The following is a 25,516-nucleotide window of genomic DNA, read 5'->3' as shown; positions in this document are numbered from 1 at the left end:
ATCATTCGTACCGTATAAAATGACTGCAGTCATTTTATATCTGTCCATGATCATTCTAACATGATAAGGAAAAGAGCATAAATTAAATGCACTCTTCGCACCTTCCGCTTTCTATACGTTACGCACACAGCATTTCTTGCCCTCTTTTAAAAAATCCTCCCGTAAAACGGGAGGAAAATATTATTAAGCGTACGAGTGCAGCCCTGCTATGACAAGATTTACAAAGATTAAGTTAAACATAATAATAGCAAACCCAATCACACATAGCCAGGCAGACCGTTCACCGTGCCATCCCCTTGAAAGACGCAGGTGGAGATAGGCTGCATAAAACAGGAACGTAATGAGCGCCCATACCTCTTTTGGATCCCAGCCCCAAAATCTCGTCCAGGCAATCTGAGCCCATATCATGGCAAAGATCAGTCCGCCGAGTGTAAAGACAGGAAAGCCGATCGCAATGGCCCGGTAGCTGACTTCATCGACCATCTGGGGATTAACTCCTTTTAAAATGGGCTGTATAGCTCCACCAATCCGTTTTCTAAACCCTAACCGTAATCCCCCGTAAAGGATAAGACCCGAAGCTAGAGCCCAAACAACAGTATTTAAGTCGTCACTCCGAAGCCATTCCGGCATAAAAACTAAGGGATTCATACGGTCTTCGCTAATCAGCTCGCCTTCATTGGGTCCGATCAATGCAGGAAGCTCATACGTAATTTCGGCCTCTGCTCCCTGCTCATTTACGTACTGAAATGTCGCCTCATAGTCCATAAGGTTAAAGACATTGGTAATGATGACAAAACCGAGCACACTGATTAAAGAATACATAATCAGCTCAAGAGAAAAAGTCTTCTTGTTACGCTGGGTAAAGTCAAGCGTACGAACAAGGTATACAAGACCTGCTGCAAAACCTATCGCAAGGATCCCCTGGCCAATGGCAGTCGTAATGACGTGAATATGAAGCCAGTAGGACTGCAATGCTGGTATTAATGGATCCACTTCTCTTGGGAAAATGGAAGCATATGCAATAATCAGCATCACAATCGGCATCGTAAACAAGCCGAGGACATCATACTTATAAATAGCATAGAGAATGATAAAAGCAAGCCCCATGCAGATCCCTAAAAAGGTTGTATATTCAAACATGTTACTTACAGGAGGATGCCCGGCTACTGCCCAGCGGGTAAAGAAATAGCCTAAGGCAAAAATCAAACCAATAATAGAAGCAATAAAACCTAATCGCCCCCAGCGGTTTCCAGACATTTCCCCTTCCTTGTTACGCCATTTTTTACCTGTCACAGAGACAGCAAAAAATATTGTAGCAGCAAGGTAGCAAAAAAAGGCGACTAATAATAAATTTCCACTAAGTGCGGCCATTGCCCTCACTCCTTCGTACTTTCAATTTTCTCATCCAGCTCTTTTTCTTCTTTTTCAGCCGTTTGATCGGCAGGCATTTCTATCTCTGTCTCATCAGTTACAGACTGTATATCTCGCTTTAGAGTCTGATAGTTTTTATTCGTGTGGCCGGCTACCATTACTTCGCTTCCGTTGTATTGAAGCCAGATTCTCCGGTGAGACCAGTAGGAGCCTTGAACGAGACCGATCATAAAGATAATGCCTCCGACAATGATATAAGGAAGGGTCAAGTCTTTGCGAACAGTCAAGGCCGTCACATTGTTGGTTTCGACTCCTGCAAAGCTCATTTCATACTGATTTTCTCCGAACACATCCATATTCTGCTGTATCGCGACAAAGGCGTATTCTCCTTCGTCATCTACGTCAGGACCATGCATTTGGAAAATGAATGCCGGGTTATCAGGAATCCTGGATTCAGTAGAAGGAATACCGTCATCATCAAAGAAAAAGTTTGGAAAATAATCAGAAATGACAACACTGTAACCGTCACCGAGATCATATGAATCTTCAGGGTTATAAAGGTCGATGTCAATCTGCCCGAGGGCCTCTCCTGTTTCCCTGTTCTCCATCGTAAAGCTCATCATGCTGAATTCATTGAGCTTATAATCGGTCTGGTATAAGGAAAAGTTATCTACATTCATCGGTTCATTTACACGGATCTCCTGGCGTGCGATTTCCGTTAAATCACTTTCCGCACCAACGGTTCCCCCTGCTTCCCTTTCATAGAGAACAGCATTGGTCTGAAATGTTTCAACGACTGGGCCTCCGGCTCTTTCAATAGCAGCTCCAAACGTTTCATCATCCTCATCATACAGCTCAACAAAAAACTCTTCATTTTCAAGGTAATACTGACCGCCTGTGCCTGGAATAACCTGTGTTTCCCCTTCACGCACCCACACATGTTCGTCCACATACATGCCGGGGAAGAAGCGGAGCATGGCACCGATAAGAAAAATGATAAGTCCGAGATGGTTCACATATGGTCCCCACCTTGAAAATCTACCTTTTTCCGCTAACAAGTTTCCATTTTCTTCACTGATTTTGTACTTCTTCTTCTCGAGAATGTCTTTAGCCTTAGCAAAAGCTTCTTCCTTATCAGATACCTTGTTTTTCCCATATACTCTTTGTCTTTTTAGAAAACCTTCGTGACGAGTGACTCTTTGGGTTTTTAAAGCTCTGTGCAAGGGTACTACTCTATCAATACTTGCAATAAGAAGCGAGATTCCAAGACCCGCAACTAACGCCATGTACCACCACGAACCGTACATGTTATGGAGCCCCAGTTCATAATAAACCTGGCCGGCTATTCCGTACTCATCCCTGTAATAAATAGATGGATCCTCTCCAGGAGGAATGTACATTTCCTGAGGGAAAATGGTTCCCAGAATTGAAGCGAGCAGAGTTAAAACAATCAGCCAAATACCTACCTTTACCGACGAAAAGAAATTCCATACTTTATCGACTATCGTTTTGTTATAGGTTTGTGACCTTCGTGCTACTCCTTCATAACGCATATTAATAACTTCTTTGTTTTCAGCTGCTTCCTCCAAAGGCTTTCCGCAGGATTCGCACAGCTGAGTGCCATATGGGTTCACATGACCACAGTTATCGCATTTTACCTTGTTGCTCATTTGAACACCTCGTAACTACTGTTCAGGCTTAATCTTTTCCATAAATTCTGCTACCATATCTTCTGTCATCTGTCCCACATGCTTGCCCACCACTGTTCCATTTTCATCTATGAGCAGCGTTGAAGGCAAAGGGCCGATTCCATAGGCATCTACAATATTATTTCCTTTATCAAGTAAGATTGGAAAGGTAAGGTTATGGCGGGATACAAAACGCTGAACCACCAGCTCAGATTCATTTACGTTAACAGCAAGTATTTCTACACCTTGATCCTTAAAGACTTGATACTGGTTTTCCATATAGGGCATTTCTCGTTCACATGGAGGACAAAAGGTTCCCCAAAAGTTAAGAAAAACCCCCTGGCCTTCATAATCTGCAAGCTCTACCCTCTCTCCTTCCAGGTTTTGAAGGACGAAATTAATGGCTTGATCCCCTTCAGCTACTACCTCCTGCTCAGAGAAAAAGTTCATGTAAAACGTATACAACAGAGCTGCCGCTATGGCTGATAACACAGTACTTCTAACGATAAGCCTGCGTTTTTTATTCATTTTTCCTTCCTCCTGCCACCTCAAAAAATAAAGAAAATAAGTGATCAATCGACATCTTTTCTCACGCCAATATTATTATAACGTTACTTGTCTGTTTATGGGTGACTGCCTTTTGAAACTTATGTGACAGCAAGCTCCCTAAGCTTTTTAACTTCTATTGGCTTAAGTGCCCTTGCTTCCCCGGGTTCCATACCTTCCAAAGTCAGGAAGCCGTATTTCTCCCTTTTCAGCTTCAAAACAGGGTGACCTATCGCTTCAAACATCCTTCTCACTTGCCTGTTTTTACCCTCATGTATTGTTATTTCAATAATAGAAGTGTTTCTCTTTTTATTCCCTGATTGAAATTTGACCTTAGCAGGTGCCGTTTTCCCGTCTTCCAACTGAATGCCTCTGGCTAATTGAGTCAAAGCATCTTTACTTGGTTTTCCTTCCACTTTTACAATATAAGTTTTATTGACCTTGTTCTTTGGATGAGTTAATAAATTTGCAAACTCTCCATCGTTCGTAAGAAGGAGCAGACCAGAAGTATCATAGTCTAGACGGCCGACCGGGAATATTCTTTGTTCTACCTCAGGCAAGAAATCAGTAACGACTTTGCGGCCTTTGTCGTCATTTACCGCTGATATCACTTGCTTGGGTTTATAGAGAACGTAATAGACAGGTTCTTCTTTATCGATAGGTATCCCGTCAACCCTTACTTCATCTTTATTTGGCGTAACTTTTGTTCCAAGTTCTGTAACCTTCTTTCCATTTACTTCAACTCTTCCTTCTTTAATGAGGTCCTCTGCTTTTCTTCTCGATGTGACCCCAGCATTCGCGATTACTTTTTGTAAACGTTCCATGGCTTTCACCTCATTCATCATCATACCTACATCCTAATCAATTCTCAAGTTCTCAACGATTAGAGCAAACTGCCTATCACAGCATACCATGTTTTTCCCGGCCAAACATAAAAAAAGCTTGGCAGACGCCAAGTCAGAGTAATTCTCTATTTATTGTTTTTAGTAAAGAGAAAAATCAGGAAAAAACGAGGAGGACAATGACAATGGCAGCAATGATTCCCGCCAGATCTGCAAGCAGGCCAACTTTTAAGGCATCGCCCATTTTCTTAATTCCCACTGCTCCGAAATATACAGTCAGAACGTACAGGGTGGTATCTGTGCTCCCCTGCATGGTTGAAGCAAGACGTCCGATCAATGAATCTGGCCCGTAGGTGGCAATCAAATCACTGGTCATTCCTAACGCTCCTGTGCCTGAAATAGGCCTGATCAGGGCAAGGGGGACAATTTCTGCAGGAACACCGAAAACGCCAAGAATAGGCTGTATCCAGGAAATAAGCAAATCCATTGCACCTGAAGCCCTGAATACTGAAATGGCAACCAGCATGCCAACAAGATAGGGAATAATGGAGACCGCCAGTCCAAATCCTTCCTTAGCCCCTTCCACAAACGTTTCATAAGTAGGCACTCTTTTCATCGTACCTAAAAAAAGAATACCTCCTATGATAATCGGGATAATCCATGTGGAAATTAAGGTGACCCATTCCATATTACCTTCTCCTTTTCACTAGCCGGCGGTGGTAAAAGTAACGGTCAATTAATAAGGCGGCGGCCGTGGAACACGCCGTAGCAATAATAGTGGTCCCTACGATTTCTGTGGGGTTGGCTGACTCGTAATTCATTCGAATGGAAATGACAGTGGTGGGAATAAGGGTAAGGCTCGCAGTATTTAGGGCCATAAGTGTAATCATCGAACGGCTCGCTTCATCCCTCCCGTTATTGAGGCGCTTTAGCTCTTCCATTGCTTTAATCCCCATAGGAGTCGCCGCATTACCAAGCCCAAATAAATTAGCAGTCATGTTTGAAATAATATAACCCATGGCCGGATCATTCTTGGGTACCTCTGGAAAAAGCCTGCTGACAACAGGGGAAAGCATCCTGCCAAGTAAATCAAGCAGGCCGCTTTTCTGGGCTATTTTCATCAGCCCAAGCCAGAAAGCCAGAATACTGATTAAACCGATACATAGCACCACTGCTTCTTCAGCACCCTTAAATACAGCTTGATTGACCTCTTCCATTTTCCCGGTAGCAGCCGCAACAATGAAACCAATGATCAGCATGGAAGCCCAGATGATGTTTATCATTATGACTCACTCCGATAAGGCCCTGTACAGACCCCTCAATTTCGCCCAGAATCCTTCCTCTTTATCAGATGATGTATCTCTTTTAAAGTATAAGGCAATCGCATGAAAAGGCTCTCCGTTCAAGGAGTACTCAAGCTTTCCCACTGGCTGGGGAGGAATGTATGAATCTGCTCTCTCTTCTGATGGGGGTTCATACAATACAATTTGTTGTTTTACGTTCCTTTTCTCCTCCTCTGTCAGGGGGTAGCGATACGTATAGGGGATGAGCACTTTTTTTTCGTAAAAAGGATCATCTGTTTCCTTTAGCAGCCCTTCTTTCGCAAGAACTTCCATATCGTAATTTTCAAAAGTCCATTCATACATCTTTATATGGTCATTCCAATCAGAAGGAGCATTAATTGTTACTGCGATGAGAGACATGTCGTCTTTTTCGGCTGTGGTGACAAGTGTTCTTCCTGCTCGTTTTGTATAACCTGTTTTCCCTCCGGTACAATACTCATACAGCTGTGTTAGAAGGCGATTTTTATTGCTCCATACCCTGTCCCAATCTTCCCCTTCCTGGGAAGCACGGTACGTTTTGGTTCCTGCCACTTCCTGGTACTTTTCATTCTTCATGGCGTACTTTGTAAGCAGAGCCATATCATAAGCCGTTGAATAATGCTCTTCATGATCATCCAGCCCATGGGGATTAGCAAAGCGGGTATTTGTCATTCCTATTTCCTGTGCTTTCTCATTCATTAAAAAAACAAAGCCATCAAGGCTCCCGCCTACATGCTCGGCTATGGCTACCGCTGAATCATTTCCAGAACGAAGCATCAGTCCAAATACCAGATCTTCTAGTTTAATGTTCTCTCCTGGCTTTAAGTACAGGGACGATCCTTCCGTATAAGCTGCATTTCCGCTTACCTTCACTGTTTCATCCAACTTCCCTGATTCAATCGCTATAATTGCCGTCATAATTTTTGTAATGCTCGCAATACGCATCTGTTGATCTTTATTTTTTTCATACAACACCCGTCCTGATTCAGCTTCAATCAAGACAGCTCCCTTTCCCGACACTTCAAATGGGGCAGCCTCAGCAGCAGAAGGAAATAATTGAAAAAGAATGAAAAAAACAAGCAGTGATCCATATAATTTTCGTTTCATCTCCACCCCAGCTTCCTTCCTGTTTCTATTTCTCCTTGAGGAGAACAATGATACAAGCTCAGCTTGTTTGTACATTCTATGTATTAAGCCGTTGTTTATGAATGCCTCATAAAAAAAGAGGGGAAGGACCACAATACAAAGAAAAGGGGGTGCAGGAAATAACTGAGACGTTTCTTTCAGAAATGCTTACTGTTCTCTTGCGGATCATAACTATTTTTCCTCTTTTACTTGTTATTACCTTGTACATGGGCAAACGTTCCATAGGCGAAATGCCTGTATTTGATTTTCTTATAATTATTACCCTCGCTTCTGTAACCGGAGCTGACATTGCTGATCCTTCTGTTTCCCATGCTCATACAGCATGGGCTATCGTGATTATCGGGCTGTTTCAAAGGTTCGTCTCACGATTGTCCATACGCTGGAGAGCATTGGGACAAAAGATCACCTTCGAGCCTACGATGGTCATCGCCAATGGGAAATTCCTTCCGGAAAACATGAAGAAGATCCGTTATTCTATTGATAATGTCCTGGGGATGTTAAGAGAGAAAGGAAATTTCCATATAGGACAAGTTAAGCAAGCCATCATTGAAAGCAACGGCCAATTAAGTGTACTTTCTGCAAATAGTGCGGGAGAGGATAAAGATAAAGGTGAGGAGCTGTCTTTTCCTCTTATTCTAGACGGAGTGATAGATCAAAAAACCCTGAAAGAATGCGGCATTACTACTGACTGGCTTGCCACTGTTCTTCGTAAAAAAGGAATCTACCGAACAGAAGATGTCTTCTTTGCAGCTGTCGATCAGCAAAAAAAACTTTACGTTACGAGACAGAAGGAAAAAGAGCCTGAAACTTCTCCCCGCCACTAAAAAACACCTGGTGGAACTCACCAGGTGTCAGACTGTCGAGGAACCCAAGCTTTTCTAAAGCATGGCTTCCTAATGTTTTGAAAAAATGTCGTCTTCCAGCCATTTTATTTGCTCTAAAAATGCAAAAACACCCCTTAGCTGGCTGTGAGGTGGTTGGCGATCTTCTTTATATTCTGCGCTGCGGCTGTCATCAGCGCCTGTTCCGATACTCCTTTCAAGCTGCCTTTCAGAACGGATACCGTAAAGGTATCCGACAAACATCATTTTAAACAGCATAACAGGATCAATGGGCGGACAACCGTTGTCTTCACTGTAGTAGGGCTTGACTTTGAGGAAAAATCAATTGTGGCTTCAATTTTCCGGAATAAGTGGTCTTCGGGAAGCAGTTGATCAATCGATACCATTGCCAATTCAACTTGCTTCTCTCGGATTGGAGGTAACATGTGTTATCCTCCTTTTTTGAGTAGCGAAAGACGGCGACTCCGGCGGGAAGAGCAGGAGCTGAAGACCCCGCAGGGTGATTTTCCCGAGGAGGCTGAGGCCCTGCCCGCTGCATAGAAGCCACCGTTCATGCGAATGAAATGTAGCTTGAACGGATGACGCACTTGTACCTTTAGGTAAAAGCGTCCGTCGGTAGCGATTTCTTACTATATATTATACTATAAGTATCTGAATAACTGGATTATTAAAGATAAAAACAGGTTGTTGAGACAACTTTCTCAACAACCTGTTTTTACGTTTGTGACAATATGGGACAAAGCGCGTTCAATACTTTTTCAAGGTCTTTTGCCGACTTGTTATACATTGCTTTTGCCTGTTGATCATCCGTTGCCAGAGCATACCCCTCCAGATCCGCCTGACACTTTTTTACTGCTGACAGGAAGAGGGGTTTTTCTATAGGCTGCGGGGACTGAAGCTTATCATCAAACAGGTCCACTTGCAGCTCCCCAAGTTCGTCCACTTGAGCTAAAAAAATATTTTCAATCGTAATCCCAAGCTTTTCTACTTCTGTTTGAAGCCACTCTCTGGAATACCCTCTTCTTGCCAGTGCCTCATCTTTAATTTCCCCATCCTGGACAATTGTTTCTGGTTCTTTTAAAGAAGGAACATCCAATTGTGCTGTTTTAGGAGTCAGGGGCTGCTGTTCTTTTTTAAGAAGAACATTCACCTCGCCATTAGGTTCCAGTAAAGCGAATTCTACATCAGCCACTTGAAATGCCTGCTTTTCTCTAAGCTTTCTTAACAATTGATCAGATGAAAGGTGGCTTTTTTTCATGTGGTCCTCTAATATCTTGCCATCTTGAATAACGGCAACGGGCTTTCCTTCATACCAATATCTAAAGGTTTCGCTTCGAAGAGCAAGATTAGCAAGGGCAAGTGGGAGAAATCCCCAAATCAGCAGAGCAAAAACAGGAAAAGCAGGAGGAATAGCTAAATAAACTGCTGAAACTCCTGCAGCTCCACCAGCTGCTATCGATAGCATCCCTTCAAAGGCGCTCCACTCACCGACAGGTTTTCGCACCCACATTTTTGCTACCAGAAAAATTAATACGAATAATACAATGGACCGAATCATCACCTCTACCCATCCAGGCATCCATGACACCTCCTATTTGTTTTATAACCCTTTATATTGGGGTTCTTCCAGCTCAAGCAGAGATATTCGCTGCTCCATCTGGACGATGACCTGGCTTACAACCTCTTTGTTGTCCTGAAATAATTTTCTGTGATCGGCTTTTTCAGATTCAGCCGTATACTTTTCCAAGGATGCTTCAATTCCTTTTAGCTGTGCGAGCGTACCTTTTACCTGGGAAGCAACAGTCATTATGGTTCCTCCTAACCCTTTGGTCTAAAAATTAAAGCTGCAATAAATGAGAAAATGATCGCTGAAGAAATACCTGCACTTGTTACCTCAAAAATACCTGTAACCACACCTACAATGCCATGCTGTTCTGCTTCTGCCATAGCCCCATGGACAAGAGCATTACCAAAGCTTGTGATGGGAACAGTGGCCCCGGCACCTGCAAAGTCAATAAGAGGCTCATATAAACCAAGCCCATCGAGGATGGCACCGAAGACCACTAATGAGCTCAATGTATGAGCTGGTGTCAATTTTCCTACATCCATCATAAGCTGCCCGATCACACAAATAAGGCCTCCGACAATAAAAGCACTAATGAACATTGTCATCCCTTTGCCCCCTCGCTTTCAATGGCTACGGCATGCGCAATACATGGAATACTCTCTTTCTGCTGAAAGGTCAACGGAGATAGCAATGCGCCCGTTGCCACTACGAGAATCCTCTTAAAATCCCCATTTCTCATTCGGTTTAATAAATGGCCGTATAGCACGGCTGCAGAACATCCGGAACCACTCCCCCCGGCGATCACTGGCTGATCATCGTAATAAATCATGATTCCGCAATCCTTAAACTTTTCATCAGAAATACTTAGGTTATGTTTTTCAAATAAATCTAAAGCGATAGGCCGTCCTACTTTTCCCAGGTCACCTGTTACAATTAAGTCATAGTAATCAGGTTCAATAGCAAGATCTCTAAAATGGGCTTCAATCGTATCAACTGCTGCGGGTGCCATGGCCCCGCCCATATTAAAGGGATCGGACAAACCCATATCCACAACCTTCCCGATCGTCGCTGAGGTCACTCTAGGACCAGTGCCGCTCGAAGAGAGGAGAGCCGCTCCTCCTGCTGTAACTGTCCACTGGGCTGTAGGTGGTTTTTGTGACCCATACTCGGTTGGGTACCTGAACTGTTTTTCAATGGCTGAATTATGGCTCGCGGACCCTGTTAGTATATTATTGGCTCCTCCATTATCAACAAGGAAAGCAGATAGAGCCAAGCCTTCCATGGAAGTAGAACAAGCCCCGAATAATCCTATATACGGAATACTTAAAGTACGGCAGGCAAAGCTTGTCGCGGTAATCTGGTTTATTAAATCACCAGCAAGGACAAATTGTACTTGATCCTTGGAGAAACCCTGCTTATCTAATGCAAATTGAAACGCTTCCTCCATAAGTACTTTTTGAGCCTTTTCATAAGAATCCTGTTCCATCCACAAATCTTCATGAAGGGCGTCAAAATCATTGCATAGCGGTCCCTTTCCTTCAAATGGCCCGCCAACGACTCCTGTTGAAATGATTGCCGGTTTGCTTTCAAACACCCATGACTGGCGGCCAGCTAACATTACAATCCCCCCCACTGTATAAGAATGGTTCTGATGAGAGCGATAAAAAAGGCAGCGACACTTCCAAATACAATTACCGAACCGGCCAGTTTAAACATGTTGCCGCCGACTCCCAGGACATATCCTTCCGTCCTATGCTCGATGGCCGCACTTGCCATGGCATTGGCAAACCCAGTAACAGGAACCGCTGTCCCGGCTCCAGCATATTGAGCAAAGCGATCGTATACACCAAATCCAGTCAACAAAATTGATAGTATAATTAACACTGCAACGGTAGGATTGCCAGCCGTCTGCTCATTGAAATCAAAAAAATGAAGAAAAAAAGTTTGAATCCCTTGTCCTACAAAACAAATAAGGCCTCCGACCCAAAAAGCACGAATGCAGTTCTGCACAACGGGCCGTTCAGGTTCTCTTCCTTTCGCCAGTGTTTGATATTCCTGCTGGGCTGGTGTAAGGTTTTTCTTTTTTTCATTTGCCACCTTATTATCCCCCTTGTTATCCCTTCATGTACTCTTGAACTTTACCTAATCGTTTATTGATATCACTTTTATTAAGCTGGCGCTGGTGTACCTCTCTTTCTAGTTTCTCAAGCTCCATATAGGCTTTCTGGTCTGTGGACAAATAAATCGTCATTCCAGGCCAGCGCTTGGTGAGCTTCCTGTGACCGGCTTCTCTAATCTCTTTCAGACGTAAACGGGCACTGTGCTTCACTTGCGGTGCAATATAAAGCTCTTTTTCAAAGCTTACCGCTGTAACATCTGTCACTTCTTCCATAGCCCGAATTATGGCTTTGGCTTCCTCGGCCCTTGCCTGGAGCGGTGCCGCAGCGTTTTTAACAGGCTCTGGCGGTGACACTTCCGTATGTCCGGATATTTCAGGAGGCTGCTGGCAGCCAGCAGTCATAAAAACAAAGGAAGCGATAAGCAGCAGTACACATGTTAGGTGTTTCAATTTCATTGACCTGCACCTCCAACCATCTACATTCTCCTTTTAGTATGAAAAATTCAGTTCCATTTATGTATTTCTTATTTGGAAGATGTTGTAAATCAACTGATGGGCTGTTCTTTTTGGTCTGAAGAACAGCGTTTCGATTACATCTGCCACTCTGTGTCCATTCATCAATTTAAACTCTTGAGTAAATCCTGTATTTTTTGGCAAATGAGGGAAATAGTATAAAAAAACACTTTGGAAGTTGATGGAATATGAATACAAATTATGGATTTTTAACCGTTGAACTTCTCATAGGCTTCTTTGCTCTTTTAGTGGTTACAAAGCTTTTAGGTAAAACTCAAATTACCCAACTTACCCCCTTTGATTTTATTTCTGCTTTGGTTTTAGGTGAACTTGTTGGGAATGCAATTTATGATAAAGAGATTCATGTGACATACGTTCTCTATGCCATCTTTGTTTGGACGGTTCTCATTTCAACAATTGAAAAAATCACTCAGAAATTCAAACGGTCCAGAAATGTTTTAGAAGGGAAACCTACGATTGTAATTAGAAACGGACAATTAGATTATCAAGCGTTACAGAGCAATAAGTTAGACTTAAACCAACTGCAGCACCTTCTCCGGGATAAGGATATTTTTAGCTTGAAAGATGTACAGTATGCTATTTTAGAGGCGAATGGGTCGGTTAGCGTTATGAAAGCAGATCGTGCTGCCACGCCAACAAAAGAAGATTTAAATATACCTAAAACCTCTTCTTATCTTCCTATGAGTGTCATTCTAGATGGGGAGTGGGTGGAAGATAACCTCAAAGAAATAAACTGGACTAAGGACCAGATTTTGAATGAATTAAACAAAGCCGGCATACCTAACATCAGAAGAGTGTTATATGCTGAATGGAACGGGTCCCTGCCTTTGCACATACAAAAATATGATTAAAAAGCTCACTCGTACTGGAAGGCTCTTCGGATGAGCTTACATTTCCTGGCTTTCTCAAGAGTCTTTCAGAAAAGGAATGGTTTGGGGAACAAATCTGACGAGAAGTCAGCGAAGAAGAAGAGAGTAATATGTTTTAAATTTTTTTACCCCACGCTACAAGAAGAAAAAAATAAAAAACCCAGCTTTTAGAGAAAGCCTGGGTAATTGACACATTGTATTCTATTGCTGTGAATATTGAGGTTCTTCCTGTTCCACCTGCTTCATTCTCATATCTAAACTGTCCACGATATTTTGAGTTTGCTGCGCAAGGTTTTGATATGTTTGCTTTGCTTGTTGATTTTCAGTTTGTAAAGCAAAGGTCTCCAAACTCGCTTGTGCACTTTTGAGACCTGCTAATGTTTGTTTAATTTGTGTTCCAACGGTCATTCCTATCTCACTCCTTTATCGTATTCCTTATTTAATATGGAATAATTCAAGTACAATATGCGCGTCATACTTTTCCATTAAATAACCCGCCTTCCAACGAAGACGGGTTATTTATACCTAGTGGAATGGGGAAAACAACGAGCTATCCGTGGAGACGTGCTAAAAGGGCTCCCACTGGAGACGACGGGCTTTTTCGAACCTGTCAGACACATCATCCCAATCAATGACATGCCAGAAATTATCCACGTAATTCCCTTTTTCTGTTTTGTATTGTAAGTAATAGGCATGCTCCCAGACATCCAGTACTAAAAGAGGGATAACGTCCCACTGTGATAAATAATGATGCTTCTCAGCCTGGAGAATTTCAAGTCTTCTGGCTCGTGGCGCCCACACTAAGATAGCCCACCCAACACCCTGGACCTTTTTTGCAGCTTCACTAAAATGCTCTTTAAATCCTTCGAAGCTGCCAAAGTCTCTATTAATGAAATCTCTGAGCTCACCACCAGGTTCTCCTCCGCCAGCAGGGCTCATATTATTCCAGAAAATGGTGTGTAAATAGTGGCCGGCACCATTAAAGGCGGCTTCCCTTTCCCAATATCTCAACAGTTCAAAATCTCCCGTTTCTCTTGCCCTTTGCATTTCTTCTTCTGCTTTATTTAATCCATCGACATAAGATTGGTGATGTTCACTATGATGAAGTCTCATAATTTCTTCAGAGATCACTGGCTCTAACGCATCGTAGGAATAAGGCAAAGGAGGAAGGCGGTGTTCTCCAGGGGGCACGTAATCCTGAGTCTCCCCTCTGCTTTCCGTCGTTACACTTGCTCCGCTCTGAAATTGTTCATATGCTTTTGCTGTTCTTCCTACCTGCTCTATGAAATAATCGAGCTTTTCCTTATCTTCTTCCATTGATTCCGGCCATGATTCTTTTAAGCGATAAAGTTCCGTTTCCATAGGCGCTTCTTCCTGCTTGTCACTTTGCACATCTACTCTTGAATGATATATATATTCTTCCAAATCATCCATCCACTCTTTTACACGATAAAGATACTCATTCCATTCTTCCCGCTGGGACAAGAGCCTCACTCCTTTCTCTATTTTAAAACTTATGGAGTGACGAGTTGTCCCATTCTCTTAAATTGACAGGTCCCATTTTATGGGAGGTGCCTGGCACCTTGGGACGCTGTAACATAAATAAGAGCCCACGCCTGATCCAACAGGAACTACAATTACAAGCAAAGGTGTGCCTGGCACCAGGACAGGATGACCTATTCCTTGATTGTATCTTCAAAGCTTTCAAAGAAGAGGTCTGCTTCTTCCTCACTTTCTTCTTTTCCCTCAGGCAGCGGAGGAAGCTCTTCTAAAGAGGAAAGTTCAAAAACATCAAGAAAACGCTGGGTGGTTTGATACAAAATAGCCCTTCCTGTACTCTGCGCTCTTCCGGCTTCCTGAACCAGTCCTTTGCTAATCAGGGTCTGCATCGGCTTCTCCGATTTCACTCCCCGGATTTCTTCTATCTCCACCCTTGTGATGGGCTGTTGATATGCAATGATAGCCAATGTTTCAAGAGAAGCCTGTGACAGACTGCCTTTTCTTGACTGGTCAATCAGTTTTTTAAAATACGGAGCATGTTCTTTTCTCGTCATCATATAAAATCTGTCGCCAAATTCCTTGATTTGCAGGCCACGTTCTTCATTTTCATAGTTGCTTGAAAGGAGACGGAGCGCTTCTTTCACTTCCCCGGCATCTCCGTCTAACGCTTTTACCGCATCCGGAACAGCTAGGCCTTCATCCCCGCATACAAATAAGAGTCCTTCGAGCACCGACAGCATATCCTTGTTACTCATCTTGTATCTCCCCCTCTCTGCTTATAATAATGATGTCCTCAAAATTATCCATCTGCATGCATGAGATGGAATGAGCTTTCATTAATTCCAAAACCGCCAAAAAAGTTACAACCATATGAGATTTATCAGGGGAATCAAATAGTTTTGAAAAAGTTGTAGGTTCCTTTTGTCTTGATAACAATGTCCGAATTTCGTCCATCCTTTGAGTTAAAGGAATTTCTTCGGAACGAATCTTCGTCTGACGAGGCTTTTTGTACCGGACACGTTCTTTTAACTTCTGAAAAGCTTGAATCATATCATATAAAGAAAGGTGTTTCGTATCAATTTCTTTATCTTCCTCTAAAGTCTGGCTATTATCTATCGTGCTCGGGGGCTTTGAAAATGTAAGATTTCTTTGTTCCTCACGATTTTTTAAAGTGCCCGCCGCCTCTTTAAATCGCTTATATTCCAGCAGCTGGCTCATTAATTCTTCCCTGGGGTCTTCCTCCCAATCCTCAGTCAGTTCTTCGTCTATCATTTCTTCCTGCTTTGGAAGGAGCATTTGACTCTTGATAGCAAGCAGCGTTGCAGCCATCACTAGATATTCGCTGGCAACATCCAATTCCAGCTCCTGCATCGTCTGCACGTACAAGAGATACTGCTCGGTTATTTCTGAAACAGGAATGTTATAAATGTCAACTTCTGCCTGCTGTATCAAATGTAACAAGAGGTCAAGGGGACCTTCAAAAGCATCAATCTTTACGTTGTATGAGTTCACGTCTTATCACCTGATTTTTAAAATGGTTCTGTTAAAATGGGACTGTTAATTTTTCACAATTCATGGCATTGTAGATAAAAGAGCGACTCCGGCGGGAATGCATGAGCCTCACGAGCCCGCAGGGGGGTCCAGAGGAATCAGAGACCACATGCCCGAGGAACGAGAATGAAGGGATGTATAAATCGGTGTCTGCTTGTCCCTATAAGTGTTATCAAGCGTCTTTGACGAGCAAGATGGAACAAGATTAAAAAATAATTGGTAAAAAAATATATTTTTTCCGGCAAAACACCGCGTGTTTTTACTTGAAACTGTTGAAATTATAACATAACACCTTTCTTAACAAAGGCAATCAGCTATTGAAGCTGGATTAAATGTGTTATAATAATTTCCATGCTAAACTTATCGGTTTTCTTTGTAAGAAAGGAGTTTCTGCTGTCTATGTATCCAAACGCATATATCGAATACCTGGTATACTTTCATGGGCCCAGAGACTTCTTTGAATGTCACGAGGTTCTTGAAGAGCACTGGAAGAAAGATAATAAAGAAGAAAGAAAACCCCACTGGGTGGGTTTAATACAAGTGGCCGTTTCCTTATACCACCAAAGAAGGAATAATTTCTCTGGTGCCATTCGTATGATGACAAGCGCCTTAAACATTTTAAGTAAAGAAGCGGAGAATTTAAAGCTCCTTGGTTTACAATATGAGGAGTTACTACAAAGACTTGAACAGAGGCTAACGGATATGTATGAATATAAGGACTATGAGGAATTTAACCTCCCAATCGCTGATTTGGATCTCCTTGCCTATTGCAAGCAAAAATCCTTGGAAATCGGCACTCTCTGGGGATCCGACAGCGACTTCGAAAATGGTATGATTATTCATAAACACACTCTCCGTGACCGTTCCGAAGTGATTGAGGAACGCCTTAAACAACAATATGTCAAAGAAAAGGAACGGAAGGCGTAACTTACGCCTTCCGTTTTTTTATGCTTATTATATTATGCTTATTATTTACAATCCTGCAAACTTCTAATTCACTTCTTGATTCACTTCTTTTTCACAGCAGCTCAAAAAACCCGATGTTTCTTCAGAACCTACCATTTCACAGCCTAAGCGTTGCGAAAGAACAGACACCATTTTCCGGCCAATTCCTTCATCCCGAAACGAAGGGTTTACACAAAGATGCTTGAGTTCAGGTGTTCCATCTTCATGCATATAAATTCCGATTACACCTACAAGGTCATCGTTTTCTTTCCAAAGATACAACTGCCTGTTTTCCTCTTCTTCATAAAGACGAATGGTTTCCTGCAGTTTCTTGACTTCCTTTTCTTCAGGCATAAAAGAAAGAAGACCCATAGCTATCTTTTTATACGAAGATTTGTACTTGATGAACATTTTCATCCCTCATTGCTCATGTTGATCTTATACCTTAATATGCTGTTCCTTCTTCCTCAATTATACCTGTGTAAAACCAAAAGAAAAGGTTCAAACGACATATTTTACCACTTACAGGCAAGGAAATTTGACTCACATTAAGAATGTTTGTCCTTTTATGTTATACTGCTTATCCATTTACGCTATCATTATTTTACTCTTCTTTTAAGCTTTTATCAAGGTTGGCCATTTCAATTGCTGTCACAGCTGCTTCTGCCCCTTTATTTCCTGCTTTCGTCCCGGCACGCTCAATCGCCTGCTCAATTGTGTCCGTGGTAAGGACACCAAATATTACAGGAATCCCGGTTTGAAGAGAAAGAGAACCTACTCCCTTTGCAGCTTCACCGCACACGTAGTCAAAATGAGGAGTAGAACCGCGAATCACAGTTCCAAGTGTAATGATGGCGTCATATTTCCCTGTTTCAGCCATCTTTTTTGCTGCAAAAGGAATTTCAAATGCACCTGGTACCCAGGCAATATCAATATTTTCTTCATTTACGCCATGGCGTTTAAGCGTATTCTCTGCTCCGCTTAATAATTTACTCGTAATAAATTCATTGAACCTTCCAACTACAATACCAATTTTCTGGCCCGTGCCCACTAGTTCACCTTCATAAATGTTTCCCATGTCAATTTCCCCTTTCATTGCTAAAAATGCAGCATATGTCCTAATTTAGAATGTTTGGTGCGTAGATAAGTTTCATTATCTTTGTTATATGGTAATTCTAACGGCACTCGCTCTACAACTTCAAGTCCGTACCCTTTAAGTCCTGTTATTTTCCTGGGGTTATTAGTCAGCAGCTTCATTTTGGAAATTCCAAGATCTCTTAAAACCTGTGCTCCTATGCCATAATCACGAAGATCCGGACCGAATCCCAGCTTTTCATTTGCTTCAACGGTATCGTAGCCTTCTTCCTGAAGCTTATAGGCTTTCATTTTGTTAATTAAGCCTATTCCCCGTCCTTCCTGTCTCATATATAACAAGACACCTTTTCCTGCTTTTTCTATCTGCTGCAAGGCAGCATTCAGCTGTGGTCCGCAATCACAGCGGTGGGAACCAAATACATCTCCTGTTAAACACTCGGAATGCACCCGAACAAGAACGGGCTCATCCGGAGCAAACTGGCCCTTAACGAGGGCAATGCTTTCTTTTTCATCTACAATTGATGTGTAGCCTACCGCTCTAAAATCTCCATAGTCTGTAGGAAGTTTTATTTCAGTTTCTCTTCTGATTAATTTATCTTTTTTATGGCGGTATTGAATCAGGTCTTTAATGGTTATCATTTTAATTTCATGCTGGTCTGCAATTTTCCTCAAATCAGGGACCCGCGCCATTGACCCGTCATCTTTAATAATTTCGCAAATAACCCCTGCAGGCTCAGCTCCAGAGAGCCTGGCTAAATCCACAGCAGCTTCTGTATGCCCTGCTCTGCGTAACACACCGCCATTTTTGGCCACAAGAGGAAATATATGTCCAGGCTTTTTAAAATCATGTGGCTTGGTGTCTTTAGCGATTAAAGCCCGGATCGTATCAGCTCGTTCATGGGCAGAGATTCCTGTTGCATTTGTTTTGTGGTCAATACTCACAGTAAAAGCAGTTCCGTGTGGATCAGTGTTATGGTCTACCATTGTCTGCAAATCAAGCTCTTTTGCACGATCCACACAAATTGGAGCGCAAACCAGGCCTCTTCCATGAGTAATCATAAAATTAATTGTTTCAGGAGTAACTTTTTCTGCTAAAGCCACAAAATCTCCTTCGTTTTCACGATCCTCATCATCACAAACAATAACTACCTTTCCTTGCATTAATTCATAAATCGCTTCCTCTATCGGATCAAACATTTTTTCAGTCATGGTCTTTCACTCTCCTGCCCATTCTATTTAAAGCCGTTTTCCTCTAGAAAAGATTCACTAATATTTCCTGTTTTCGGTGATTGAAGCTTTGTTTCCACCAGACGGTCAACATATTTTGCAAGCATATCACACTCGATATTTACCGGATCACCAGCAGACTTCTCCCCTAGTATTGTTTCCGAAAGAGTATGGGGAATGATGGAAAGTGTCAGCTCCTGCTGATCTATTCCAAACACGGTAAGGCTTATTCCATCAATGCAGACTGACCCTTTATTCATGATATAAGGTGTAAGATGAGCTGGTACCTTAATGGTAAAGTACACGGCATTATCTAACGGCTTCTTTGCAAGCACCTCGCCTGTTCCGTCAACATGGCCGGAAACAAAGTGACCTCCAAATCTGCCGCCGGCTGCCATAGCTCTTTCCAGGTTTACTTTTGAACCAGGTTTTAATGTCCTTAGACTCGTAGCTCTGACTGTTTCCGGCATAACATCAACAGTAAAATGGCTGTCATCAAACGAAGTAACTGTTAAGCATACTCCGTTCACCGCGATACTGTCACCAAGACCGACATCGGTTAATATTTCTCTTGCTTCGATACTCATGACGATCGCCTCGCCGCTTTGATGTAATGACCTTATCGTTCCCTTTTCTTCAATAATTCCTGTAAACATCTTAAAAAGCCTCCTTTGGCCGGGCGGTTATTTTGAGGTCGTCTCCTGCTTTTTCGACAGATATGATATCAAGAGCGATGGCTTCATTAATATTTGCTATTCCTGTTCCTCCTACAGCCGTAGGAGCATCTTTGCCGCCAATCAGCTTGGGAGCCATATACATAATCACTTCCTGGAATGCCCTTTCTTTCACAAAGGACCCGGCAACTGTCGCGCCCCCTTCGACATAAAGGGATTGAATATTTCTTTCTCCTAAAACGTTCAGCATCTCCTGAAGGCTGATAGAAGAATGACTCATTTTAATGACTTCAGCACCTAATGATTTATACTGTTTCACTTTTTGTTCATCGTTATCGCTTCCACAGATGATCCATACGGGAGCAAGCCCATCATGAAGCATTTTCGCCTGCAGGGGGGTTCGTAAATTTGTATCGAGAATCACTCTTATCGGGTGTGCGCCTCCTGAAGGAAGCCTTGTCGTTAACGAAGGGTTATCCTTTTTCACTGTTTCAACCCCTGCCAGGATGGCATCATGAGTATGCCGTGAATAATGAACATCCTCCCTCGCTTCTTTTTCAGTGATCCATTGGCTTTCACCGGTCACCGTAGCCGTCTTTCCGTCTAGAGAAGTCGCCGACTTTAAGGTGACATAGGGTGTTTTCGCCTTCATAAAATGAAAAAATTTTCGGTTGAGCCAGTCTGCTCTTTCTTTTTCCACCTCAAGGACAACCTCGACTCCCGCCTCCTTTAATTTCTGTATACCCTTTCCTGCAACTTGAGGGTTAGGATCGGACGTTGCTATGACAGCGCGCTTAATTCCTTTATTAATAATTGTATCCGCGCAGGGCGGAGTTTTACCGTAATGACTGCAAGGTTCGAGGGTTACATAAATATCTGCTCCCGCTGCTTCATCTCCAGCCATTGCCAAAGCATGCACCTCGGCATGTTCTGTCCCTGCTTTTAAATGAGCCCCCATTCCAAGAATACGCCCTTCTTTCACGACAACAGCGCCTACTACCGGGTTTGGGGAAGTTTGTCCTTCTGTATTTTCCGCTAAGTCCAATGCTAGTTTCATATAGGATTGATCATTTATCATGGATGGCTCCCCCTTCTATCAAGCTTCCTTCTGCGGTCAATTGGTCTTTGCTTTTCTAGAAGGCCCTCACTCTTTCACCGCTTATATAAAATAAAAACCCCCTGAAGAAAAGGTTTCTTCAGGGGAACGTAAGTAATATACACGTGTTCAAATAAGCCTCTTTCCCGGAAGGTGAAAGTCTGAAATGGACAGACTCCTCCCTGGGATATCCGGCTTGTTAAAAAACAAGCAACATAAGTGCAAAGAGGTGAACACGGTTTTTTCCTTCTCCCATCCAGACTTTACTGTCGGCTCTGGAGTTTCACCAGATCCACCGTGTCTTCAATGAAAACACGGGTCACGGACTGAAAAGCGAATATCGCTTTATCACCGCCGGTTGGGAATTTCACCCGACCCCGAAGGCAAACCGCATGGCTTGATATATTCAATTTTTAATTAGTATACCATATTATCCGGCCAAACTAGCAACAATGAAGACTTATTCATAGAAATCTTTCTCCATCGCCCATTTCTGTCAGTTCGTTTTAGTTATTGGAAACTCAAACATTGCTGTACAAAAACGACCCGATATTACGCCTAACCAGTTCTATTGAAAAGTAAGAAGTGGGGGACGGAGTAATCTTCCCCGGTTAGCTAAAGTCCTGCCAGCTGCATAGAAGTGAATACGAATGTAATGAAGGCTTTAACGAATGTTGCACTTGTGCCTCGAGGTACATGCTAGTGTACCTTTGATAGAATCCTGAAAACAAAAAAAGAGAGACTGGGACAAAACTCAGCTAAATAGAAGGACCCTCACCGTCGGTGAGGGCTTTTGCTATAGGATGTATTTTAAACAGTTGATTGTTCAAAAATACACTCGCTTGCCGCGGGCAAGGCTTCAGCTAGCCGTGGAAAATCGCCCCGGCGGATCTTCAGCTCTTGCTTTTCCCGCAGGCGTCTCGTGACGTTTAACAATCAACGTATATGTACACAAAAAGGGTAGTGAAGATTGTTTTGCATGTCCACTTCGTTCTCAGTGTATGAAAGTCAAGGAAGGAAATAACCGCAAGGTTCATTATAATGAGAAGTGGGAAAATCAAAAAGCCTACCTATATTCAAGAACTGCTTTCAGACGAGAAAACCGGTGAGATCAACGGGAAGCGTAAGATCGATGTGGAGCCAACCTTCGGATTTCTGAAGGCTAATTTGCGTTTCACACGAATGTCGGTGAGAGGAAAAAACAGGTGAAAAACTAAATAGGATTTGCATTACTGGCGGTGAACTTGAGAAAGTACACCGCCCGTAAGCCCGATCATCCCATTTCTGATCAATAAAAAGGTGCCAGCTATCGAAAATCGATAACTGACACCTTTTATTCCTTTTCAGAGACTGTTTTATCCCAGCCTCTTATAGACAACCAAAAAGTTTATGCAATGAAGCCTTTAAGACTGTGCTTATTCTTCCCACACCTTAACTTCCTTCATTACATCTCCGCCTTGAATACGGTCTACGGTTTCAAGTCCATCTGTTACCTTGCCAAAAACAGTGTGGACGCCATCCAGGTGAGGCTGGCGATCAAACAGGATAAAGAACTGGCTTCCGCCCGTATCTTTTCCAGCGTGGGCCATTGAAAGGTATCCTCTCTCATGCTTATGAGGGTTGCCTTCTGTCTCACATTTGATTGTATATCCAGGACCGCCTGCCCCAGTTCCTTGAGGACAACCGCCTTGTGCTACAAAGCCAGGAATTACACGGTGAAATGTCAGACCGTTATAAAACCCTTCATTTGCAAGTTTTTCAAAATTAGCTACAGTGCCAGGAGCATCTTCTTCAAAGAATTCTAAATGGATTGTCTCACCGTTTTCAAAAGAAATTGTACCTTTTTTCATTTCTTCACCTCATTGTATGTAGTGGCCCTTTCAAAGAAGGGCACTGTTTATTATTATACTCGTTCCGGGGCATATAAAGGAAGGTCGTTACGAATTAAATCATCATATGTTTCGCCTTTTACAACCAGATGAGTCTTTCCTTCTTCTGCAAATACAACGGAAGGACGGGGGATTCTGTTGTAGTTATTAGCCATAGAATACCCATAAGCCCCCGTACAAAAGACAGCTAAAATATCACCGTGCTTTACTTCCGGGAGCGGGAGGTCCCAAATAAGCATATCTCCGCTTTCACAAGCTTTGCCTGCAATTGAAACCTTATCTGCAGCTTTCTCGTTTGCTCTGTTCGCAAGAATTCCTTCATACTCCGCCTGATAAAGAGCCGGACGAATATTATCTGTCATTCCTCCGTCAATAGAAACATATCTACGTACATTTGGAATATCCTTTGTAGAACCAATTGTATAAAGGGTGGTTCCTGCATCTCCTGCGATAGAACGACCTGGTTCAATCCAAATCTCAGGAACATCCATTCCAGAATCCTTCGCTTCTTTTTTTACAGCTTTGATTACATCCTTTACATACTCTTCCGGAGGCAGAGGGTCATCTCCTTCAACATAACGTATGCCAAAGCCCCCGCCGACATTTAATACGTCAGGGGTATAGTCAAACTTCTCCTGCCACTTTCTAATACTCTCGTACAGCTTCTCAACTGCCATTGTAAAACCAGTTGTATCAAAAATTTGGGAGCCAATATGGCAATGAAAGCCGAGGAGCTCTATTTCTGGCTGAGAAAGAATGGTTTCCATTGCTTTTTCAACCTGCCCGCTCGCAAGGTCAAAACCAAACTTCGAATCCTCCTGGCCAGTTGAAATGTAATCATGAGTATGAGCTTCTACTCCAGGAGTGGTCCTGAGAAGCACCTTCACAGTTTTCCCTTGACTCTTCGCTTCTTCTTTAATTAAGTCAAGCTCATAAAAGTTATCAGCAACAATACAGCCTATATTTAATTCTATGGACATACGGATTTCCTCAGCGCTTTTATTGTTACCGTGGAAATGGACACGCTCCATCGGGAATCCCGCTTGTTTAGCTGTATACAATTCTCCTCCTGAAACCACATCAAGGCTCAAGCCTAGTTCATCAACCAGCTGTATCATTGCCAGGCAGCTGAATGCTTTGCTGGCATACGCCACTTGATAGGACACACCTTCTTCTATAAAAGCCTTTTGAAAGCCCTCAGTCCGTTTACGAATTAATGCTGTATCGTATACAAATACAGGGGTTCCATATTTTTTGGCTATCGTTACAGTATCTACTCCGCCAATTTCCAGATGGCCCTTTTCATTTATCTTGCTCGTTCCATGTAAATACATGAGCGTTCTCTCTCCTTACCCCTTAAATCAATGTGTCCATTTTATCATCATTTATACATAAGCAAAAGAAAAAGAGTCCACTTCCCTGAAATTGTATTTTTGCCCTATGCCGTTATTTTATAAAAAGTAAATTCATTTCAATTACACCTTTTAATTGCACTCTTAATTAAAGAATACATTTTGGTTTTAAAGGAAAAATAAAAACCTACTCACTTCTTGGGAGGGAAAAATAATGAGCTTTTTTAAAGAAGATTCTCAAAAGGAAACCCGTTCCCGAAAGCAGGAACAAGCAACAGATACAGAATTTGCTAGAGATAATGCTCACCTTGAGCTTCGGGAAGAAGAAATAGACGTGCATAAGCATCGAGCAGAAACAGGAGATGTGACCCTTCATAAAGATATTATTGAAGAGGAAAAAGAGATTAACGTGCCTGTATCCCATGATCAAGTTGTTATTGAGAGAAAAGCAGTGAATCATGAGCCATCCGAGGAACCAATTGGAAAGGAAGAAACGATCCAGATCCCTGTGACGGCTGAAAAACTTGATGTTGACAAACACACCGTAGTGACAGGTGAGGTCTCAGCCCATAAACAGGCTGTGGAAGAAACAGAACAAATAAAAGATGTCCTTCATAAAGAAGTAGCTGACGTTGAAGAACATGGAGATGCAGAAATAATTAATGATGACAAATAGCCTTTGCATTTAATTGCTTTTTCCTACTTAGCGTTTGTTAAGTAGGATTTTTACTTATAGTGAATTTACAACTAAATACAATAGGAGGGTGAAATTTATGAAAAAATCTATTCTGTTCGGATCCATTATTGGTGGACTTATTATTTTTTTGTTAGGGGGATCTTTTTTTGCAGGAGTTGTTATGGGTGGGATTATAGGGGGGATATGGGGAGCCTTCTTCGGGCAAAAAAAATCATTACCTAGAAAAAGCACGAAAAAAGGCTCCTCTTTAAAAGTTCGTGAAGAAGAACTAGAAATAAAAAAAGTGAAAGTTCCTATAGGGGAAGTTAACGTTCATAAGGAAGTAATAAAAGACAAAAAAACGATTACCGTGCCAATTAAACGTGAAGAAATGGTAATTGAAGCAGGGGATGAAGAGTATTATCGCATTCCTCTAAAGGAAGAGGAAATTAAAGTCAGTAAACATCCTGTAACATTAAATGACGTTTCTATAAAAAAACAACGAAAAAATGAGATTCAAAAAGTGAAAACCACACTAAAAAAAGAAAAAGTTATATCTGACGTTAACGGAGAGGCGGACATGAAAGAACAGGATCCTATTACGTAAATGTTTATGGACTTGTCGAAGGCAATTGTGGGAAGTTCTCGTTTTTGCTCACCGCCAC

29 protein-coding genes, 2 pseudogenes and 1 riboswitch are annotated in these 25,516 nt (G+C 42.3%); of the genes and pseudogenes, 6 read left to right on the top strand and 25 right to left on the bottom strand.

The window, feature by feature from the left end:
• Positions 1–183: 183 nt before the first annotated feature.
• From ccsB to ACFPU1_RS15340, 7 genes are all read right to left on the bottom strand, one after another.
• Positions 184–1,371 carry a c-type cytochrome biogenesis protein CcsB gene (gene ccsB, locus ACFPU1_RS15370; protein WP_385942733.1) on the bottom strand — a complete coding sequence of 396 codons (1,188 nt, stop codon included), beginning with the start codon at positions 1,369–1,371 and terminating at the stop codon, positions 184–186.
• 5 nt (positions 1,372–1,376) lie between these two features.
• Positions 1,377–3,041 carry a cytochrome c biogenesis ResB family protein gene (locus ACFPU1_RS15365; protein ID WP_385942731.1) on the bottom strand — a complete coding sequence of 555 codons (1,665 nt, stop codon included), beginning with the start codon at positions 3,039–3,041 and terminating at the stop codon, positions 1,377–1,379.
• 15 nt (positions 3,042–3,056) lie between these two features.
• Positions 3,057–3,587: a thiol-disulfide oxidoreductase ResA gene (gene resA, locus ACFPU1_RS15360; protein WP_100398491.1), complete on the bottom strand. Its 531-nt coding sequence runs from the start codon at positions 3,585–3,587 to the stop codon at positions 3,057–3,059.
• A gap of 119 nt (positions 3,588–3,706) precedes the next feature.
• Positions 3,707–4,429, bottom strand: coding sequence for a pseudouridine synthase (locus tag ACFPU1_RS15355; protein ID WP_100400794.1), 723 nt, complete (start codon positions 4,427–4,429; stop codon positions 3,707–3,709).
• A gap of 175 nt (positions 4,430–4,604) precedes the next feature.
• The gene (locus ACFPU1_RS15350; protein ID WP_100398490.1) at positions 4,605–5,135 is read right to left on the bottom strand and encodes a spore maturation protein; all 531 of its coding nucleotides are present in this window, start codon (positions 5,133–5,135) and stop codon (positions 4,605–4,607) included.
• A gap of 1 nt (position 5,136) precedes the next feature.
• Positions 5,137–5,730, bottom strand: a complete 594-nt coding sequence (locus ACFPU1_RS15345) for a nucleoside recognition domain-containing protein (protein WP_100398489.1) — start codon at positions 5,728–5,730, stop codon at positions 5,137–5,139.
• A 6-nt stretch (positions 5,731–5,736) separates the two neighbouring features.
• On the bottom strand, positions 5,737–6,876 hold the full coding sequence (locus tag ACFPU1_RS15340) for a D-alanyl-D-alanine carboxypeptidase family protein (protein WP_385942727.1): 1,140 nt from the start codon (positions 6,874–6,876) through the stop codon (positions 5,737–5,739).
• A gap of 101 nt (positions 6,877–6,977) precedes the next feature.
• Here ACFPU1_RS15340 and ACFPU1_RS15335 point away from each other — a divergent pair, with 101 nt between their 5' ends.
• Complete coding sequence (locus ACFPU1_RS15335; protein WP_083465569.1) at positions 6,978–7,739, top strand: YetF domain-containing protein; 762 nt, start codon at positions 6,978–6,980, stop codon at positions 7,737–7,739.
• 198 nt (positions 7,740–7,937) lie between these two features.
• Here ACFPU1_RS15335 and ACFPU1_RS15330 read toward each other — a convergent pair.
• The 7 genes and pseudogenes from ACFPU1_RS15330 to ACFPU1_RS15300 form a co-directional block, all read right to left on the bottom strand.
• Positions 7,938–8,182, bottom strand: a pseudogene (locus tag ACFPU1_RS15330) (transposase); the annotation flags it as partial.
• A gap of 290 nt (positions 8,183–8,472) precedes the next feature.
• A complete protein-coding gene (locus tag ACFPU1_RS15325) occupies positions 8,473–9,336 on the bottom strand; it encodes a DUF421 domain-containing protein (RefSeq protein WP_385942724.1) in 864 nt (287 codons plus the stop codon).
• Positions 9,337–9,357: 21 nt separating this feature from the next.
• Entirely contained in the window at positions 9,358–9,564 is a 207-nt protein-coding gene (locus tag ACFPU1_RS15320; protein WP_054637877.1) for a DUF1657 domain-containing protein, read from the bottom strand.
• 11 nt (positions 9,565–9,575) lie between these two features.
• Positions 9,576–9,923 carry a stage V sporulation protein AE gene (gene spoVAE, locus ACFPU1_RS15315; protein WP_385943038.1) on the bottom strand — a complete coding sequence of 116 codons (348 nt, stop codon included), beginning with the start codon at positions 9,921–9,923 and terminating at the stop codon, positions 9,576–9,578.
• 2 nt (positions 9,924–9,925) lie between these two features.
• Entirely contained in the window at positions 9,926–10,942 is a 1,017-nt protein-coding gene (gene spoVAD, locus ACFPU1_RS15310) for a stage V sporulation protein AD (protein WP_385942722.1), read from the bottom strand.
• On the bottom strand, positions 10,942–11,421 hold the full coding sequence (spoVAC, locus tag ACFPU1_RS15305) for a stage V sporulation protein AC (RefSeq protein WP_385942720.1): 480 nt from the start codon (positions 11,419–11,421) through the stop codon (positions 10,942–10,944). Before spoVAC ends, spoVAD begins: the two co-directional genes overlap by 1 nt.
• 16 nt (positions 11,422–11,437) lie before the next feature.
• Entirely contained in the window at positions 11,438–11,899 is a 462-nt protein-coding gene (locus tag ACFPU1_RS15300) for a hypothetical protein (RefSeq protein ID WP_385942718.1), read from the bottom strand.
• Between the two features lie 245 nt (positions 11,900–12,144).
• Here ACFPU1_RS15300 and ACFPU1_RS15295 point away from each other — a divergent pair, with 245 nt between their 5' ends.
• Positions 12,145–12,828, top strand: a complete 684-nt coding sequence (locus ACFPU1_RS15295) for a DUF421 domain-containing protein (RefSeq protein WP_385942716.1) — start codon at positions 12,145–12,147, stop codon at positions 12,826–12,828.
• A 219-nt stretch (positions 12,829–13,047) separates the two neighbouring features.
• Here ACFPU1_RS15295 and ACFPU1_RS15290 read toward each other — a convergent pair whose 3' ends face one another.
• The 4 genes from ACFPU1_RS15290 to ACFPU1_RS15275 form a co-directional block, all read right to left on the bottom strand.
• On the bottom strand, positions 13,048–13,254 hold the full coding sequence (locus ACFPU1_RS15290) for a DUF1657 domain-containing protein (protein ID WP_054636405.1): 207 nt from the start codon (positions 13,252–13,254) through the stop codon (positions 13,048–13,050).
• A gap of 159 nt (positions 13,255–13,413) precedes the next feature.
• On the bottom strand, positions 13,414–14,331 hold the full coding sequence (locus ACFPU1_RS15285; protein WP_385942714.1) for a superoxide dismutase: 918 nt from the start codon (positions 14,329–14,331) through the stop codon (positions 13,414–13,416).
• Positions 14,332–14,522: 191 nt separating this feature from the next.
• Complete coding sequence (gene scpB, locus ACFPU1_RS15280; RefSeq protein ID WP_385942712.1) at positions 14,523–15,101, bottom strand: SMC-Scp complex subunit ScpB; 579 nt, start codon at positions 15,099–15,101, stop codon at positions 14,523–14,525.
• Complete coding sequence (locus ACFPU1_RS15275) at positions 15,094–15,858, bottom strand: segregation/condensation protein A (RefSeq protein ID WP_054636407.1); 765 nt, start codon at positions 15,856–15,858, stop codon at positions 15,094–15,096. Before ACFPU1_RS15275 ends, scpB begins: the two co-directional genes overlap by 8 nt.
• A gap of 438 nt (positions 15,859–16,296) precedes the next feature.
• Between ACFPU1_RS15275 and ACFPU1_RS15270 the strand changes: the two genes are divergently transcribed.
• On the top strand, positions 16,297–16,824 hold the full coding sequence (locus ACFPU1_RS15270) for a DUF309 domain-containing protein (RefSeq protein ID WP_385942710.1): 528 nt from the start codon (positions 16,297–16,299) through the stop codon (positions 16,822–16,824).
• A gap of 63 nt (positions 16,825–16,887) precedes the next feature.
• On the opposite strand, the gene ACFPU1_RS15265 is transcribed toward ACFPU1_RS15270, so the two are convergent.
• The 5 genes from ACFPU1_RS15265 to ribD form a co-directional block, all read right to left on the bottom strand.
• On the bottom strand, positions 16,888–17,253 hold the full coding sequence (locus ACFPU1_RS15265) for a GNAT family N-acetyltransferase (protein ID WP_054636409.1): 366 nt from the start codon (positions 17,251–17,253) through the stop codon (positions 16,888–16,890).
• 193 nt (positions 17,254–17,446) lie between these two features.
• A complete protein-coding gene (gene ribH, locus ACFPU1_RS15260; RefSeq protein WP_100398479.1) occupies positions 17,447–17,920 on the bottom strand; it encodes a 6,7-dimethyl-8-ribityllumazine synthase in 474 nt (157 codons plus the stop codon).
• 20 nt (positions 17,921–17,940) lie between these two features.
• Positions 17,941–19,134, bottom strand: coding sequence for a bifunctional 3,4-dihydroxy-2-butanone-4-phosphate synthase/GTP cyclohydrolase II (locus ACFPU1_RS15255; protein ID WP_100400789.1), 1,194 nt, complete (start codon positions 19,132–19,134; stop codon positions 17,941–17,943).
• Between the two features lie 35 nt (positions 19,135–19,169).
• Positions 19,170–19,820 carry a riboflavin synthase gene (gene ribE / locus ACFPU1_RS15250; RefSeq protein WP_385942707.1) on the bottom strand — a complete coding sequence of 217 codons (651 nt, stop codon included), beginning with the start codon at positions 19,818–19,820 and terminating at the stop codon, positions 19,170–19,172.
• A gap of 1 nt (position 19,821) precedes the next feature.
• A complete protein-coding gene (ribD, locus tag ACFPU1_RS15245) occupies positions 19,822–20,916 on the bottom strand; it encodes a bifunctional diaminohydroxyphosphoribosylaminopyrimidine deaminase/5-amino-6-(5-phosphoribosylamino)uracil reductase RibD (protein ID WP_385942705.1) in 1,095 nt (364 codons plus the stop codon).
• Positions 20,917–21,174: 258 nt separating this feature from the next.
• Positions 21,175–21,323, bottom strand: a riboswitch (FMN riboswitch).
• 573 nt (positions 21,324–21,896) lie between these two features.
• On the opposite strand from ribD, the pseudogene ACFPU1_RS15240 reads away from it, so the two are divergent.
• Positions 21,897–22,148: pseudogene (locus tag ACFPU1_RS15240) on the top strand (transposase); the annotation flags it as partial.
• A 201-nt stretch (positions 22,149–22,349) separates the two neighbouring features.
• Here ACFPU1_RS15240 and ACFPU1_RS15235 read toward each other — a convergent pair.
• Complete coding sequence (locus ACFPU1_RS15235; RefSeq protein WP_054636410.1) at positions 22,350–22,784, bottom strand: peptidylprolyl isomerase; 435 nt, start codon at positions 22,782–22,784, stop codon at positions 22,350–22,352.
• Positions 22,785–22,837: 53 nt separating this feature from the next.
• On the bottom strand, positions 22,838–24,157 hold the full coding sequence (gene lysA / locus ACFPU1_RS15230) for a diaminopimelate decarboxylase (RefSeq protein ID WP_385942702.1): 1,320 nt from the start codon (positions 24,155–24,157) through the stop codon (positions 22,838–22,840).
• Positions 24,158–24,389: 232 nt separating this feature from the next.
• On the opposite strand from lysA, the gene ACFPU1_RS15225 reads away from it, so the two are divergent.
• A complete protein-coding gene (locus tag ACFPU1_RS15225; RefSeq protein WP_385942700.1) occupies positions 24,390–24,851 on the top strand; it encodes a YsnF/AvaK domain-containing protein in 462 nt (153 codons plus the stop codon).
• Positions 24,852–24,948: 97 nt separating this feature from the next.
• Entirely contained in the window at positions 24,949–25,458 is a 510-nt protein-coding gene (locus ACFPU1_RS15220; RefSeq protein WP_385942698.1) for a YsnF/AvaK domain-containing protein, read from the top strand.
• Positions 25,459–25,516: the final 58 nt, after the last annotated feature.

The organism is Thalassorhabdus alkalitolerans (assembly GCF_042656525.1).
GTDB classification, from domain to species: domain Bacteria; phylum Bacillota; class Bacilli; order Bacillales; family Marinococcaceae; genus Thalassorhabdus; species Thalassorhabdus alkalitolerans.
This window is presented reverse-complemented; position numbering and strand designations above follow the sequence as displayed.